The 15,371-nt window shown below is 72.3% G+C and carries 13 protein-coding genes and 1 tRNA gene; 6 read left to right on the forward strand and 8 right to left on the reverse strand.

All coding sequences use genetic code 11. The features are described 5' to 3' along the window. Positions 1 to 24: 24 nt before the first annotated feature. From pth to HC362_RS19815, 6 genes are all read right to left on the reverse strand, one after another. Positions 25 to 615, reverse strand: coding sequence for an aminoacyl-tRNA hydrolase (pth, locus tag HC362_RS19790; RefSeq protein ID WP_243085373.1), 591 nt, complete (start codon positions 613 to 615; stop codon positions 25 to 27). Positions 616 to 778: 163 nt separating this feature from the next. After that, positions 779 to 1,378 carry a 50S ribosomal protein L25/general stress protein Ctc gene (locus HC362_RS19795; RefSeq protein WP_243085374.1) on the reverse strand — a complete coding sequence of 200 codons (600 nt, stop codon included), beginning with the start codon at positions 1,376 to 1,378 and terminating at the stop codon, positions 779 to 781. Positions 1,379 to 1,609: 231 nt separating this feature from the next. After that, positions 1,610 to 2,587, reverse strand: coding sequence for a ribose-phosphate diphosphokinase (locus HC362_RS19800; protein WP_243085375.1), 978 nt, complete (start codon positions 2,585 to 2,587; stop codon positions 1,610 to 1,612). Between the two features lie 145 nt (positions 2,588 to 2,732). After that, positions 2,733 to 4,343, reverse strand: coding sequence for a bifunctional UDP-N-acetylglucosamine diphosphorylase/glucosamine-1-phosphate N-acetyltransferase GlmU (gene glmU, locus HC362_RS19805; protein WP_243085376.1), 1,611 nt, complete (start codon positions 4,341 to 4,343; stop codon positions 2,733 to 2,735). Positions 4,344 to 4,474: 131 nt separating this feature from the next. Continuing rightward, positions 4,475 to 4,546: transfer RNA gene (locus tag HC362_RS19810), tRNA-Gln, on the reverse strand. Between the two features lie 12 nt (positions 4,547 to 4,558). Further along, positions 4,559 to 5,428: a hypothetical protein gene (locus HC362_RS19815; RefSeq protein WP_243085377.1), complete on the reverse strand. Its 870-nt coding sequence runs from the start codon at positions 5,426 to 5,428 to the stop codon at positions 4,559 to 4,561. Between the two features lie 179 nt (positions 5,429 to 5,607). On the opposite strand from HC362_RS19815, the gene HC362_RS19820 reads away from it, so the two are divergent. Further along, positions 5,608 to 7,212, forward strand: a complete 1,605-nt coding sequence (locus tag HC362_RS19820; protein WP_243085378.1) for a sensor histidine kinase — start codon at positions 5,608 to 5,610, stop codon at positions 7,210 to 7,212. Between the two features lie 73 nt (positions 7,213 to 7,285). Here HC362_RS19820 and HC362_RS19825 read toward each other — a convergent pair whose 3' ends face one another. Further along, entirely contained in the window at positions 7,286 to 7,834 is a 549-nt protein-coding gene (locus HC362_RS19825) for an SUKH-3 domain-containing protein (RefSeq protein ID WP_243085379.1), read from the reverse strand. After that, a complete protein-coding gene (locus HC362_RS19830; RefSeq protein ID WP_243088713.1) occupies positions 7,831 to 8,379 on the reverse strand; it encodes a YwqJ-related putative deaminase in 549 nt (182 codons plus the stop codon). The genes HC362_RS19825 and HC362_RS19830 overlap by 4 nt, the downstream gene beginning before the upstream one ends. Positions 8,380 to 8,664: 285 nt before the next feature. On the opposite strand from HC362_RS19830, the gene HC362_RS19835 reads away from it, so the two are divergent. From HC362_RS19835 to HC362_RS19855, 5 genes are all read left to right on the forward strand, one after another. Next, positions 8,665 to 9,522 (forward strand): hypothetical protein, encoded by an 858-nt coding sequence (locus HC362_RS19835; protein WP_243085380.1) that lies wholly within the window; start codon positions 8,665 to 8,667, stop codon positions 9,520 to 9,522. 111 nt (positions 9,523 to 9,633) lie between these two features. Next, the gene (locus HC362_RS19840; RefSeq protein ID WP_243085381.1) at positions 9,634 to 10,647 is read left to right on the forward strand and encodes an SMI1/KNR4 family protein; all 1,014 of its coding nucleotides are present in this window, start codon (positions 9,634 to 9,636) and stop codon (positions 10,645 to 10,647) included. Between the two features lie 7 nt (positions 10,648 to 10,654). After that, the gene (locus HC362_RS19845; protein ID WP_279240125.1) at positions 10,655 to 13,210 is read left to right on the forward strand and encodes an SUKH-4 family immunity protein; all 2,556 of its coding nucleotides are present in this window, start codon (positions 10,655 to 10,657) and stop codon (positions 13,208 to 13,210) included. Positions 13,211 to 13,342: 132 nt separating this feature from the next. Next, the gene (locus HC362_RS19850) at positions 13,343 to 14,335 is read left to right on the forward strand and encodes an LCP family protein (protein WP_243085382.1); all 993 of its coding nucleotides are present in this window, start codon (positions 13,343 to 13,345) and stop codon (positions 14,333 to 14,335) included. 108 nt (positions 14,336 to 14,443) lie between these two features. After that, positions 14,444 to 15,364 (forward strand): cellulose-binding protein, encoded by a 921-nt coding sequence (locus HC362_RS19855; protein ID WP_243085383.1) that lies wholly within the window; start codon positions 14,444 to 14,446, stop codon positions 15,362 to 15,364. Positions 15,365 to 15,371 lie beyond the last annotated feature (7 nt).

Consider the following 15,371-nt stretch of genomic DNA (forward strand, 5'->3'; position numbering starts at 1 on the left):
GGCCATCGAGAGAGGGACCGAGCCTCAGCTGTTGTAGGTGCTCTGGGCCCGTTCCAGGCCGTCGAGGATCAGGGCCTCGCAGGCGTCCGCGGCGCGGTCGACGAAGTAGTCGAGTTCCTTGCGCTCCGTGGAGGAGAAGTCCTTGAGGACGTAGTCGGCGACCTGCATCCGGCCCGGGGGCCGGCCGACGCCGAAGCGGACCCGGTAGTAGTCGCGGCCCAGCAGCTTGGTGAGGGACTTGAGGCCGTTGTGGCCGTTGTCACCGCCGCCGAACTTGAGGCGCAGGGTCCCGTAGTCGATGTCCAGCTCGTCGTGGACGACGACCAAGTGATCGGCGCCGATGCCGTAGAAGTCCAGCAGCGCCTTGACGGGACCGCCGGATACGTTCATGTACGACATCGGTTTGGCGAGCACCACCCTGGTGCTGGTGGTGCCGGGGATGCCGATGCGTCCCTCGAGCACCTGGGCGCGGCCCGCCTTGTGGGACTTGAAGCTGCCGCCCATCCGCCCCGCGATCAGGTCCGCGACCATGAAGCCCACGTTGTGCCGGTTGCCGGCGTAGTCGGGGCCCGGATTGCCGAGTCCGGCGATGAGCCACGGGGTGGTGGCCGACATGGGTGGTCCTCCGGTCGTCAGTTGTTTCCCGGCTCACCGGTGCCCTCGGCACAGCCGGTGCCCTCCCGGAGAGCCGGTGGCCTCCGGACAGTGTGCGCGCGTGCCGGACGGGCGGCTTCCACCGGCCCGCCCGGCACACGTGGCACCCAGGGGCGCGCGGGTCCTACTCGCCGGCCTCGGCCTCGCCCTCGGCGGCTTCCTCACCCTCGGCCGCGGGCTCCTCGGCCTGCGCGGCGAGGATCGAGATGACGGTCTCGTCGCCCTCGATGGCGAGCGAGGTACCGCTCGGCAGGGCGATGTCCTTGGCCAGGATCTGGTCGCCGACGTCCAGGCCGTCGACGGAGACGGTCACCGACTCGGGGATGTGGGTGGCCTCGGCCTCGACCGGCAGCGAGTTGTAGACGTGCTCGATCAGGTTCTGGCCCGGGGCCAGCTCGCCCTCGATGTGGATCGGGACCTCGACGTTGACCTTCTCGCCGCGCTTGACCGTCAGCAGGTCGATGTGGACCAGGAAGCCACGGATGGCCTCGCGCTGGACGGCCTTGGGGATGACGAGCTCCTTCTTGCCCTCGACGTCCAGGTGGATCAGGACGTTGGGGGTCTTGAGCGCCATCATCATGTCGTAGCTGGGCAGGGCCACGTGGACCGGATCGGCGCCGTGACCGTAGATGACGGCGGGGACCTTCTCCTCGCGGCGGAGACGGCGGGCGGAGCCCTTGCCGAACTCGTTGCGGATGGTCGCGCTGATGTTGACGTCAGCCATGCTGCGCTCCTCGTTAGCGACGGTGGTACGGATGTCTGCGGTGCCACTCGGTCCCGACGGACCTGCTACGAAGAGCGCGCGTCGATAACGGAGCATCCGGTCCTGCGATGACGTGGAACGTCGAAAAGGACCGGCCTCCCTCGCCGAGCGACTCGCAGAGTCTACGCGGCGAAGGAGGCCGGCCAAAAATCGATCAGCGGAACACGGGATGTGGGACAGGCCCGCGGCCGCTCACGCCTGCTCGTCGAAGAGGCTGGTCACCGAGCCGTCCTCGAACACCTCACGCACCGCGCGGGCGATCGTCGGCGCCATCGACAGCACCGTGATCTTGTCGAGCTCCAGCTCACCGGGGGTGGGCAGCGTATTGGTGAAGACGAACTCGCTGACCTTGGAGTTCTTCAACCGGTCCGCGGCCGGACCGGACAGCACGCCGTGCGTCGCCGTGACGATGACGTCCTCGGCGCCGTTGGCGAACAGCGCCTCGGCCGCTGCGCAGATCGTGCCGCCGGTGTCGATCATGTCGTCGACCAGGACACAGACCCGGCCCTTCACATCGCCGACGACCTCGTGCACGGTCACCTGGTTCGCCACATCGGGGTCGCGGCGCTTGTGGACGATGGCCAGCGGAGCGCCGAGCCGGTCCGCCCAGCGGTCCGCCACCCGGACCCGGCCGGCGTCCGGCGAGACGACGGTGAGCTTGTTGCGGTCGGTCTTGGCCGCCACATAGTCCGCCAGCAGCGGCAGAGCGAACAGGTGATCGACCGGGCCGTCGAAGAAGCCCTGGATCTGGTCGGTGTGCAGATCGACGGTGAGGATACGGTCCGCACCCGCGCACTGGAACATGTCGGCCATCAGCCGCGCCGAGATCGGCTCGCGCCCGCGGTGCTTCTTGTCCTGCCGGGCATAGCCGTAGAACGGGACGATCACCGTGATGCTCCGCGCCGAAGCCCGCTTCAGCGCGTCGATCATGATGAGCTGCTCCATGATCCACTTGTTGATGGGAGCCGTGTGGCTCTGCATCAAGAAGCAGTCGGCGCCGCGCGCGGACTCCTGGAAGCGGACGTAGATCTCACCGTTCGCGAAGTCGAAAGCCTTGGTCGGGACCACGCCGATACCGAGCTGCTTGGCGACCTCTTCGGCGAGTTCGGGGTGGGCGCGGCCGGAGAAGAGCATGAGTTTCTTCTCGCCGGTCGTCTTGATCCCGGTCACTGCTGTTGTCTCCCTGTGTGGTGCGCCGCACGGCGGCTCAGCGGGGGGCGGCGTCGGTTGCGGGGGCGGCGTCGGTTTTCGGCCGCATGGCCAATCAGGCTCTCCATAACCGTACGCCCCGCGTCATACAACCGGATACCCGGTCTTAACCCTCCTCGGCGGGAACCTGCCCGCCCGTACCGTTTGCCGAACGAGCGGTTTCGGCCCCGTCCGAAGCCGCCCCGGGGACCGCGCCACCCGCCGACTGCCCGGACTGAGCCGACCCCTCGGTCCGCGCCGACTGCCCGGGCTGAACCGACTCCTCGGCCTGCGCCGCCTGCGCCGTCTGGGCTGCTTGCGCCGACGCGCTGCCCGGACGCTTCCTGGCCACCCAGCCCTCGATGTTGCGCTGCTGACCCCGCGCCACGGCCAACGAGCCGGGCGGCACATCCTTCGTGATCACGGAGCCGGCCGCACTGTAGGCACCGTCCCCCACCGTGACCGGAGCCACATACATGTTGTCCGCGCCCATCCGGCAGTGCGAACCGACCGTCGTGGTGTGCTTGCTCTCACCGTCGTAGTTCACGAACACACTCGCGGCACCGATATTGCTGTGCTCGCCGATCACCGCATCACCCACATAGGAGAGATGCGGCACCTTCGTGCCCTCGCCGATCTCCGCGTTCTTCATCTCCACGTAGCTGCCGGCCTTCACCTTCGGCCCCAGCCGGGTACCCGGCCGCAGATAGGTGTACGGACCGACCGACGCCCCGGCACCGATCCGAGCACCCTGCGCCACCGTGTTGCTGACCGTCGCACCCGCACCCACCACGGTGTCCGTCAGGCGGGTGTTCGGGCCCACCTCACTGTCCTCGCCCAGATGGGTGCCGCCCAGCAGCTGGGTGCCCGGATGGACCATCGCGTCCGGCTCGTAGGTCACACCCACATCCATCCAGGTGGTGGCCGGATCGACCACCGTGACCCCCGCCAGCATGGCCTCCTCCACCAGCCGGCCGTTCAGCATCCGGCGCGCCTCGGCCAGCTGGACACGGTTGTTGATCCCCGCGATCTCGCGGTGATCGCCCGCCACCGCCGCGCCCACCCGGTGGCCGCCCTCCCGCAGGATGCCGAGCACATCCGTGAGGTATTCCTCACCCTGGCTGTTGTCCGTACGGACCTTGCCCAGCGCCTGCGCCAGCAGACGGCCGTCGAAGGCGAACACCCCCGAATTGATCTCCCGGATCGCGCGCTGCTCCTCGCTCGCGTCCTTGTGCTCGACGATCGCGGTGACCGCGCCGCCGCCCTCGCCACGGCCGCCCTCGCGCACGATCCGGCCGTAGCCCGTCGCGTCCGGGACCTCGGCCGTCAGCACGGTGACGGCGTTGCCGTCCGCGACGTGGGTGTCCGCGAGCTGCTGCAGCGTCTCACCGGTCAGCAGCGGGGTGTCGCCACAGGTCACCAGCACCGTCCCGGCAGGGCCGTCCCCGCCCAGCTCCTCCAGGGCCATCCGGACCGCGTGCCCGGTGCCGTTCTGCTCGTACTGCACGGCGGTACGGATACCCGGGTCGAGCTGCGCCAGATGTGCGGTGACCTTCTCCCGTGCGTGCCCGACGACCACGACCAGCTGCTCCGGATCCAGCGCCCGCGCGGCGCTCACCACATGGCCGACCAGCGAGCGGCCGCAGATCTCGTGCAGGACCTTGGGGGTCGCCGACTTCATGCGGGTGCCCTCACCCGCTGCGAGAACGACGACGGCTGCCGGGCGAGTGACGCTCACGGGTGTGCCCTTCGGCTTCGGGGGTGGGTGCTGTCCCGCAGGATACCGGGGGGTTCGCCGCGTGAAGGGAGGGCGGGGCCTGAGGACGGCAGCCGCCGGTGAGGACTCGAACCTGGGTTTGCTGCTGTGAGCTCCCCTGCCAGGACTCGAACCTGGAACAATTCATCCAAAGTGAATCGTGTTGCCCATTACACCACAGGGGATAGCAAAAGAGGTCAATTCGGACACTCCCTCTCGGGGGTCGAACCGACACCCAACACTATGCCGTACCACCAGCCCTCGATGCGACGGTATAGCTCAGCCCCCTGTTGTACACGTACCGTCAGGCAGCCGCGGTAGCTCGTCCCGGTGTTCTTGCGAACTGTCTTCGGGTTGTGCTTCTTGAGCAGCGGCTTGTAGAAGTTCTGCGGCGGGGCGCCGGTCAGCTCCTGCCAGAAGTGCTGGGCCTCTTCCGCATCGGCCGACTCATGGATCATCACGCGGTACCGGCGGCGTTCCTTCTCCACCTGGAGCAGATCGAGCCAGGTGAGGAAGAGCTTGATCATGTCGGGGTCGCTGTTGACGAAGACGACGATCTCGTCGCGCCGCCACGGCTTGGCCTTGCTGCCCTCCGCCCAGTACAACCCCACCCCGAGCAGGAACAGCTCCCGGTCGCTCAGGGTTCCGATCTCCGCGGTGGCGGCTGCCTTGGTGCGCTGCCGCTCCTCTTCCCGTAAGGCGAGCGTGCGCTCCCAGCCACGCCTGGCGATGGTGGACGCTTCCTCGCGGGTGCGCCTCGGCGGCCTCGGCAGGTCCCGGACCCACAGGGAGACGGAGCTGCGCGAGACGCCCAGTTCCAGTTCGATCCGGTCGTACGTCCACCCCTGCCGCCGCAGCTCGCGCGCACGCGCTCGTAGGTCGTCCTTGGCGTTGGGGCGTCGGGTCCAGGCGGGTGGGGGTTCGCCCTGGACCAGGCGGTTGAGGAGGTCGTTGTTGCCGACCTTGAGGCGGTCACGGATCTGGCGGCGGCTGAGCCCCGCGCGGCGCAGCGCGACGGCCTGCTCGCGGAGCTGTTCGTACTGGTGGGCGTCGTATGTGCGTGGCATGGGGCGAGTCTCGGCGGCCACCGGTGAGGCGCGCCGGGAAAACGTGTTCCATTGCTCAGTTCGAGTGAAAGGGGGTCTGTTCGATTGCACAATCGTCCGGTCGCAGACAGATGAGCGGAATGGGGTGTTCCGGTGATCGGCCGGACAAGCCGACGGTGTGCGGTCGTAGGGTGGTCGGTATGACCGAGACGGGGGAAAACCGTACGCGGGGCGGGCCGTGGTGGTGGGAGAGACCACGGAGTGCGGTGCTCGATATCGCCCTGGGCGCGGCCTCGGCCGCGGAGTGCGCGCTGCAGGGCCAGGGCTTCGCGCGCGAGGCCGGTGTCCCCGGTGTGCTCGCGATCGTGCTGGGCGCCCTCGCGGGGGCGACGCTGGTGCTGCGCCGCCGCTGGCCGATAGCCGTCGTCCTGGTGGCCATCGCCGTCATACCGGCCGAGATGGGCACCTTCCTCGGTGTCGTCGGCCTCTACACGCTCGCCGCCACCGAGGTGCCGCGGCGGATCACCGGGCTGCTGGCCTCCATGGCCGCCGTCGGCATGCTGGTGATCACCACCTTCCGGCTGGAGCAGAGTATCGGGCAGGACCCCGATTTCAACCCCTCGGCCTGGTTCGTCCCCCTGGTCTCGGTCCTGATGTCGATCGGTGTGACGGCGCCACCCGTGCTGCTCGGCCTCTACGTGGGGGCGCGCCGACGGCTGGTGGAGTCGCTGCGGGAGCGTGCCGACGGGCTGGAGCGCGAGCTGTCGCTGCTGGCCGACCGGGCGGAGGAGCGCGCGGAGTGGGCGCGCAACGAGGAGCGCACCCGGATCGCGCGGGAGATGCACGACGTGGTCGCCCACCGGGTGAGCCTGATGGTGGTGCACGCTGCGGCGCTGCAGGCGGTGGCGCTCAAGGATCCGGAGAAGGCCGCAAAGAACGCGGCGCTGGTGGGCGACATGGGGCGGCAGGCGCTGAACGAGCTGCGCACCATGCTGGGCGTCCTGCGGTCCGGCGAGGCGGAGAAGGCGGACAAGGCGGAGAAGAAGGCCGGGGAGGCAGAACAGGCCGAGCAGGCGGAGCAGCGGGAGCAGGGGGCCGAGCGGGTGGCGGGTTCCGAGCCGGCCGGTGCCGGCTTGCAGGACGGCTCCCATGCCGCCTCCCACGCCGCCCCCGACTCCGCCTCCGCCTCCGCTTCCGGGGCCTCGGCCGCCTCGGCCGGGTCCGCCACCGCCGCTGTGCGGCCCTGCGGTGACGACGCCGCCGAGGCGCCCTCGCGGTTGGCCGAGTTCGCCTCGGCGGTCGCCGGGCGGGCGAGCGCCGGTGCCGCGGACTCCCGTAAAGAGGGAGCGCGGGCCGCGGACGAGGACGGCGCGGCGCACACCGACCGGAGCGGGGCACCCTCCGACGCGCCCTCGCTGGCGCAGCTCGACGTCCTCGTCGGGCAGTCGCGTGCGGCGGGGATGACGGTGGAGCTCAGCGTCGAGGGCAGCCCGGACGGCGCCTGTCCGCAGCCGGTGCAGCAGACCGCCTACCGGGTGGTCCAGGAAGCGCTGACCAATGTGCACAAGCACGCGGCGGGTGCCGCCACCCGGGTACGGGTCGCGCACCGGGCCGCCGAGGTGGCGCTCCAGGTGGAGAACGATCCGGCCGCCGCCGGCGCGGCCGACGCGGGCCTGCCCAGCGGCGGCAACGGCCTGGTGGGCATGCGGGAGCGGGTGACGGCGCTCGGCGGCGGCTTCGTCTCGGGGCCGACGGACGCGGGCGGCTTCCGCGTCTCGGCGATCATCCCCTACGCGCGCTCCTGACTTCCGCGTCACTCGCGCTACGCGCGTCCGCAACCCCCGCATCACCCGCTGCGCGATTCCGTGAGCTCCCACATCACCCGCTGCGTGCGTCCGTGAGCCCCTCCGGGCCGGTGTTCTCCTGTCGGGGAGCGGACGGCGGTGGCGGCGCGCTCGCGCTCAGTCTGGCGGGCACCAGTCCCCTCATCAGTGCGGAGAGCGCGGCGTCGAAGTCGGCGCCCAGGTACCAGTCGCCGGTCGCGTCGATGCTGTAGACGCGGCGCTCGGCGTCGATGGCCAGCAGCGCCTCGTCCTCGCCCTCGGTGCCGATCGGGCAGACCTGGGTGCCCAGCGCGCGGCCGAGGTCGGAGAAGGTGCGCGCCGAGTGCAGCCCGGGGAGCGGGTCGATGTACACGGGCGAGGGTGCGAGGTGCCGGCCGGGGCCGGTCGGGGTGATGTACAGGGTGCCGAACTCGGCCCAGACCTCGACGGCGGCAGGGAAGACCGCGTGCCGGTGGCCGCCCGGCGAGATGTGGCCGCGCAGGGTGTCGGCCCACTGTTCGGCCTGCCGGATGTCCCACCGGCCGGGCTCCCACCCGGCGTTGCGCAGCGGGTCGTCGACGGCGACGGGGAAACGGGTGGTCACTGCGCGTTCTCCCGTGCCGGGTCCACGGCCCGCACCCCGAAGTGGGCCAGCAGCGCTCCGCAGGAGCGGCAGGGGGGCGCGTAGCTGCCGTGCAGCGGGTCGCCGTCCTCGCGGATACGGCGCGCGGTGAGCTTGGCGTGTTTGAGGGCGCGCTTGGCCTCGCTGAGCGTGAGCGGCTTGGGGGCCTTCGCTGCGCGGGACGCCTTGCCGGTGGCGCCCTTGCCGGAGCGGCCGCTCCTGGCCGGTCTGCGCCCGCCGCGCTTGTCCGCGCGTGCGGCCTCGGTGGCGGTCAGATAGCGCGACAGCAGTACGGCTTCGGGGCAGCGGCCGGTCTGCCGGGAGCGGCGGTCGGTGGTGAGGGTGTCGAGGAAGTCCTGCACCAAGGGGTGGAGGGCGGGCGGACGTTCGCTCTTGCTGCCGGTGCAGGTGAGGGTCTCGCCCCGGATGGACAGCGCGGCGGCGACGGCGGGCAGGATGCCGTCGCGGCGCTGGAGCAGGACCGGTGCGGTGGCGCTGAGGGAGTCGGCTGCGGCTATCCAGCCGATGCGCGGGTCGCTGCTGTCGTACGCGTGGGTGTACGCGCCGGGCTGCGACTGCGGAGCTTCTGGCCGCCGCGATGTGTGCGCCTGTGGTGCCGTGTGCAATGGAGCTTCCTCCCAGAGTGTCCCCTCTGTGCCGGGGCTCGCCCAAGTATGCAGTGTGGCGCATGAGTCGATCATTCCGCCGGTGATGTCATGGAATTGTGGCGGTGGTGGCGGTGCTGTGAAGGGCGCCTTGTGGGGCCCCTGGGGGCGGCGGATGATGGCCAGTCCCGACCGAGAGGGATAGCCATGACCCCCACGACGAGGCGCACGCGTCCCCACGCCGCGCTGCGCCGTACGTGCGCGGCCGTCGCCGTACTTCCCGCACTGCTGCTGCCCCTCACCGCCTGCGGCGGCGGGGACGACGGGGGCGGCAAGAGCGGCGGCGACAGCGGCGGCAGCAGTGGTGAGAGCCACGGCGGCGACAGCGGCACGAGCGGCGGAGGGGACGGCGGCAAGGGCGGCGGAGGTACCGGCGGCGGCAAGGGCGACGAGACGGACAAGCCGGACAAGGGCTCCGCGAAGCCGCTGACCGAGGGCCAGTTGCGCGCCGCGCTCCTCAACTCCGAGGATGCCCCGGGCTACCGGGCGAACGAGAGCAGGAACGCGCTCGACGACGACCCGCCGCCGGCCGGCCCGGAGTGCCGTGCGCTGATCGACCTCTTCAGCAAGGACTCCGAGCAGAAGCGCACCGCCTCGGCGGCCGCCGGCCTCCTCAAGGGCGGCAAGGACCAGTTCACCACCGAGAGCACGATCCACCAGGTGCTGCTCTCCGCCTACCGGCCCGGCGACGCCGAGACGTTCCTGGGGAACCTGAAGACCGCGACGGAGAAGTGCCAGGAGATCGAGGACGAGCCGGACGGCACCGGGAAGCGGGAGAAGGTGAGCGTCGAGCCGCAGCCGTCCCCGGGGATGGGGGACGATTCGGTGCGGTTCGGTATGACCAACGCCAAGAACAAGCCATACGGGGTGCAGGTGACGGTTGTCCGTTCCGGTGCCAACACCATGACCTTCATGTCGACATCGCTGACCGGCAAGGGGCCCGAGCAGCCCAAGCGGCTCATCGACAAGCAGTTGGCGAAGCTGGAGGCCGCGGGGAAGGGGTGACGCGCTGCGATCGCGCGCCGCTCAGGGGCTGATCACCAGGGCCGGTGTCTGCCTGCTGCCGTACCGCATAGGCTGTTCGGTACCAGCCAGAAGCAGCAGGGAGCCAACGCCATGACGACAGGTCGGCTTGGGGTGGGGGCAGCTCCCGGCCCTCAGGGCCGTGGACCAGCCGCCCCGCCACCGAACCGGGCGTACGCCGGGCAGGTCGTGAACTTCCCGGACCCCGTCCGGGCGGCCCGCTACCCCCAGGGGGTGCGGGTCGACCACAGCGGGTTCCCGGACTTCTCCGCGTACGCCCGCGCGGCCGCGGAGATCGCGGAGCCCCCGGAGGGCTTCGGCGGCGACGAACTGCGCCTGACGGACTATGTGTCGGCCAACGCCGCGCTGCACGCCGAGGGGCACGAGCTGTGGGCGGATCTGCCGCCGGTGGCGACCCCGCACGGCTGGACGTGGCATCACGTGCCGGGCAGCCGCCGGATGGAGCTCGTCCCCGTGGAGGTCAAGGCGCTGCTGCGGCACCACGGCGGACTGGCCACGGCGGCCGTCGACCACGAGAAGACCGGTACGCGTCCCCTCCAGGAGACCCGCCCCGCGCACTTCGCGGTCCCGCACGGCCCCGAGTCGGCGGTCAGCGAGCGGCAGGTCCTGGACATCGAGGAGCGGCTGGGCTACCGGCTGCCGGGGGCCTACCGGATGTTCCTGAAGGTCGCGGGCGGCTGCGCCCCGCAGGGTGTGGCGCTCGACGCGGAGCTGGGCCTCCTGGTCGACCAGCCGTTCTTCACGGTGCGCGACGACGCGGCCGTCAACGACCTCGTCTACATCAACAAGTGCCTGCGCGACCACCTCACCAAGGACTACCTCGGGGTCGGTTTCGTGCAGGGCGGGCTGATCGCGGTGAAGGTGCGGGGCGAGGCCGCCGGTTCGGTGTGGTTCTGCGCGTACGACGACGCCAGGGACGCGGACGGTATGCAGGTCCAGGAGCGGGTGGAGCGGCTGCTGCGGCCGTGCGGCGCGGACTTCGACGAGTTCCTGCTGCGGCTGGCCGGGAACCCGCCGGAGCTGGAGACCGTGGCGAACCTGATGGTGGACGGCGGCTTCGCGCGAGCCGTCCCGTTGGAGAGGTGAGAGCGCGATGGTGACCTTGGCGCAGGCCCAGGAGCGCGCCGAGCGCTGGGTCAACGGCGACATGCCCGCGTACCAGCACCGGGAGGTGTGCGTACGCGAGTTCGACCTGGGTTTCGTCGCCTGGGCCGAGGACCGCGAGGGCGGACCGGCCTCGGACGGCGGCAACATCCGGCTGGTCATCGCCCGCGACAGCGGCGAGACGACGCTGTGGCCGGCGCTGCCGGTGGGCGAGGTCATCCGCCGCTACGAGGAGGAGTACGGCGACGAACCGGCCGTCACACCACCGCCGCCCTCGGAGCAGCGGCTCGACCTGGAGGCGACCTCGTTCCTGCTGACGCCGCCCGAGTGGCTCCAGCAGGCGGCGGACAAGATGGGCATCCCGGACCGCCGCGCCGACGGCCCCGCCGCGCCTGCCTCGCCCGCACCCGCCTCGCCTGCGCCGGCTGCCTCCGCCGGGGACTCGCTCGGCGGCGGCCCGCCCGCCGGTGGCTCGCTCGCCGGTGAGGGCTCGCCGGGTGGCGGCGGCTCGCTTGGCGGGAGCACGTCCGGAGCCAGTCCCTGGGACGGTGCCGACACCGGAGGTGCCGGAAGCGGCGAGGCGCAGGCGCCGCCCGCGACCGTGTTCGCGCCGCCGCTGATGGGCAGCGACGAGGACGACACCCCGCCCCCGCCCCCCGGCTCCGAGGCACGCACCGAACTGCTGCCCGAGGGCAGCGCCCTGCCCAGGACCACGGTGGCCCCCGCGCTCGACGATCCGGGCGCCGACTTCGGCCGGCCCCCGGCCCAGGACCCCGGCTCCCCCTCCCAGGGCGGTGCGCCCGGCGGCGGGACCGGCGCCGACGACACGGGCGCCGGAGGCGGCACCGACGGCCCCGGCACGGGTGACGGCACCGGTGGTGGCGCCGTGCACCACGCCGCCACCATGCTGGCCGACCCCTCCCAGGGCGGCCTCCAGATGCCCGGGGCGCCCGGCGCCCCCGCCGCACCGGAAGCGCCCGGCACCGGCGCCGGGGACATCGCGGACGCCGCCACCAGCCGGGCCCCGCACGGCTCGACGCCCGCCCGGCCCTCCTCCCGGGGCACGGGTCCCTCCGTACCTCCGCCGCCCGGCGCTCCCGGCACCCCGGGGGCGCCGAGTGCGCCAGGTGCCCGCTCCGGCGGCGCGGGCACCCCTCCGCCGCCCTCAGCGCCCGGAGCACCCGGTGCCCCCGGAGCTCCCGGCGCGCCCGGCGGCGGGTATGTGCCCACCCAGATGGTCTCGGCCGACGACCTCGCCGAGCAGATCAACCAGAGCGGGCAGCAGCCCAAGCCGGACCTGCCGGGCGACGCGGCCACCCCGCCGCCCGGCGACGCCTCGGGTCCGGGCGGTGGTGGCGTGCACCAGGCGGCGACGATGCTCGCGAGCCCCGGCCCCGGCGGTCCCACACCTCCCGGGCCGCCCGGCGCGCCCGGAACGCCGCCCGGCGCTCCCGGCGCCCCGCCGCCGGGGGTCCACGGCACCCCGCCGCCCGGCGGGCCCGCCATGGGGCCCGGGATGGGAGCGCCGCCGCCCGGAGGGCCGCAGCCGCAGCCGGGTCAGCCCACGGTCGGTCCCGGCTATATGGCCGTACTCCGCTACCGGGCGCCGGACGGTTCCGAGCAGCAGCTCATCCGCCGCTCCGCGCCGGGCACCCCGCACCCCGAGTGGCAGCTGCTGCACGAGCTGCGGGCCATGAACGTGCCCCCGCAGCAGGTGGTCGAGCTCCACACCGAGCTGGAGCCCTGCGACCTGCCGGGTGGTTACTGCGCCCGGATGATCCGCGAGACCTGGCCGCAGGTACGGGTCAGCCACACCGCCTCGTACGGCACCGACCACGCCTCGCGGCAGCAGGGCATGCGGCACCTGATCGAGCACCAGGGCGAGCTGCACCAGGTCGCCGACGGTCCGGCGCGGCCGGCGCCCAGCCGGGTGCCGCTGCCGCCGCCCGGCCAGATCCCGGCAGCGCCGCCGATCCCGCCCGACGCCGTCGGGCAGGAGCTCATGCAGGCGTTCGGGCCGCAGGGCGTCTTCCGCTTCGACCAGCGCGCCGTCTCCCGGCAGGGCGTGCCCGACATCGTGGCGCAGACCCTCGTGTGGGCGGGCGTCCCCCTGGACATGGGCCCCTTCTTCTGGGGACAGGCCCAGCCCGGCAGGCCCATTCCGACCCTGGCCGAGCTCGCCCAGGAGCGCGGCGTACAGCCCGCTTCCGACGCGGGGTCGTACCTGGTGGTGGGGACGGACTTCGGGCGTCAGCTGTGTGTGCAGTACGGCACGGCCAACATCGTGGCCGTGCCGCTGGAGGCGGGGCCCGGCGGGCAGCCGGCGCCGCCGCAGTTCGTGAACACCGGGCTTCCGGAGTTCGTGCGGTGCATGGCCATGCTGGGGCGGATGTGGCGCCTGCGGTTCGGGCTGACGCCCGAGCAGGCCGGCCGGTGGACGGTCGACTTCCAGGCACAGCTCGCCGCGCTGGACGCTGCCGCTCTGGCCTCGCCGGAGAATTGGTGGTCGGTGCTGCTCGAACAGATGTGGGACGGCTTGTTCTAGTTGTCCGGTGAGGGGGTGCCCCTTCCCCCCCCGTCGCGGGCCGCCGGTGCGTTGTGGCTTGTCGCGCCGTTCCCCGCGCCCCTTGCGGGGCGCCGACGTGCCGACCGGCGCTCCGTGCGGGAGGCTCGATGCATGGGCACCGTCCACCGCGCAAGCGGCCCGCGCAGCAGATGGTGGCGGGTCGTCGTGCTCGTTCTCGGGGTGCTGCTGCTGGCCTGCGCGGTGGCGGTCGCAGGCACGTATGTGTGGGCGGACAACCGGGTGCGGCAGACCGACGCGTTCGCCGACTACCCGGGCCGTCCGGCGCCCGGCAAGGGCACCAACTGGCTGATCGTCGGTACCGACACCCGCGCCGACCTCAGCCCTGAGCAGCGCGAGAAGCTGCACGTGGGCGGGGGCGGCCGGCGCAACACCGACACGGTGATGGTGCTGCACCACGGGGACGCGGGCCCGTACCTGGTCAGCATTCCGCGCGACTCGTACGTCCACGTTCCCGGCCACGGCCGCGGCAAGATCAACTCGGCGTACGCACGCGGCGGCCCCCAACTGCTCACCCGCACCGTCGAACAGGCCACCGGGCTGCGCCTCGACCACTACGCGGAGGTCGACTTCCTCGGCTTCACCCGCCTGGTCGACGCGCTGGACGGCGTACGGATCTGTCTGGACGAGCCGCTGCGGGACGAGAAGGCGGGGGCCGAGCTGCGCGCGGGCTGCCAGACGCTCGACGGCAGGCAGGCGCTGGCCTTCGTCCGGGCGCGCTACAGCGACCCGCAGGGGGATCTGGGCCGGGTCGAGCGGCAGCGCGAGCTGCTGAGCGCGCTCGTCCGGGAGGGCACGGGCCCGGCCACCGTGGGCAACCCCTTCCGCTTCTACCCCTTCCTCGGTTCGGCCCTGGACGCGGTCACCGTCGACCGGGGCAGCTCAGCGCTGTCACTCACACGAATGGGCTGGAAGATCAGACGGCTGACGGAGGGCGACGGGGGTACGACGACCGTCCCGGTCGCGAACCCCGGGCTCAGCGTGCCGGGTGCCGGAAGCGTGGTCACTTGGGAGCCATCCGGGTCACGTTCTCTTTTTCATCAGTTGCGGCAGGATGTGCCGATTACGGCAACCACGGTGAAGTAGCGCATCCTGGGGCGGGCCGGACGCGAGCGTCGTCGGACGTGAGCGTCGGGAACGCCGGATCGCCAAGAGTGACCAGAGTGACGAGTTTGCCGAGATAAGGGGCTCGATATGAGTGCGTCGTCGCCGCACGGCTTCACCGTCGTCCGGGGCCGCGGGTACCGGCCCGAGCAGGTCGACGGCCGTGTGACCGAGCTGAACGCGGAACGCGAGGCCGCCTGGCACCGCACCGCGCAGCTCACCCAGCGCGCCCAGGAGCTGGCCGAGGAGGCCGAACGGCTGCGCGGCATCGCCGCCGCGCTGCCACCGCAGACCTACGAGGCGCTCGGTCCACGCGCCCAGGGGCTCCTCGCCACCTCCGAATCCGAGGCCGCCGACGTACGGACGGCGGCCGAGTCCGAGGCGCAGGAGCTGACCGAACGCGCCGAGGAGGAGGCGCGCTCCGTACGTGAGGCCGCGCGCGAGGCCGCGGCACGGCGGCGCGCGGACGCCGAGGCCGCCGGGGCCAGGATCCTGGACGCCGCCCAGGACCGCGCCGACGAGCTGCGTGCCGAGGCGCGGTCGCAGGCCGAGAAGATCGGCCAGGAGGCCTTCGACGCGCTCCAGGAGATGTCCCGCAGGTGCGCGGCGCTGCTGACCGAGCAGGAGAAGGAGCAGGCGGCGCAGGCCGACGCCTTCGAACGGGAGATGGCCAAGAAGGAGACCGACTTCCAGGCGTACGCCGCCGAGCTGGACGAACGCGGCCAGCGCGCCCTCGCCGACGCCAAGCGGGCGCACGCTGAGGCCGAGGAGGCGGCGCGGCACCGGCAGGAGGACGCGGAGGCGCGCGGCGCGGAGATCCTGGCGGAGGCCAAGGTGCGTGCCGAGGGCATCGAGAGGGAGACCGAGCGGGTGCTGAGGGAGCACGCCGAGCGGGCCGAGGAGCTGAGGCAGCACATGGCGCATGTCCGCTCCTCCCTGGCGGCCCTCACCGGCCGCGCCCCGGAAGACCCCGCCGTCCCGGCCCAGCAGTCCGCCTCGGCAGCGGACTGAGAGAGCT

The organism is Streptomyces sp. 891-h, from assembly GCF_022760275.1.
GTDB lineage: Bacteria > Actinomycetota > Actinomycetes > Streptomycetales > Streptomycetaceae > Streptomyces > Streptomyces spirodelae.

Coding starts and splice junctions, on each gene's coding strand:
- pth (WP_243085373.1), bottom strand. CDS start 615: ATGTCGGCCACCACCCCGTGGCTCATCGCCGGACTCGGCAATCCGGGC.
- HC362_RS19795 (WP_243085374.1), bottom strand. CDS start 1,378: ATGGCTGACGTCAACATCAGCGCGACCATCCGCAACGAGTTCGGCAAG.
- HC362_RS19815 (WP_243085377.1), bottom strand. CDS start 5,428: ATGCCACGCACATACGACGCCCACCAGTACGAACAGCTCCGCGAGCAG.
- HC362_RS19820 (WP_243085378.1), top strand. CDS start 5,608: ATGACCGAGACGGGGGAAAACCGTACGCGGGGCGGGCCGTGGTGGTGG.
- HC362_RS19835 (WP_243085380.1), top strand. CDS start 8,665: ATGACCCCCACGACGAGGCGCACGCGTCCCCACGCCGCGCTGCGCCGT.
- HC362_RS19840 (WP_243085381.1), top strand. CDS start 9,634: ATGACGACAGGTCGGCTTGGGGTGGGGGCAGCTCCCGGCCCTCAGGGC.
- HC362_RS19845 (WP_279240125.1), top strand. CDS start 10,655: ATGGTGACCTTGGCGCAGGCCCAGGAGCGCGCCGAGCGCTGGGTCAAC.
- HC362_RS19850 (WP_243085382.1), top strand. CDS start 13,343: ATGGGCACCGTCCACCGCGCAAGCGGCCCGCGCAGCAGATGGTGGCGG.
- HC362_RS19855 (WP_243085383.1), top strand. CDS start 14,444: ATGAGTGCGTCGTCGCCGCACGGCTTCACCGTCGTCCGGGGCCGCGGG.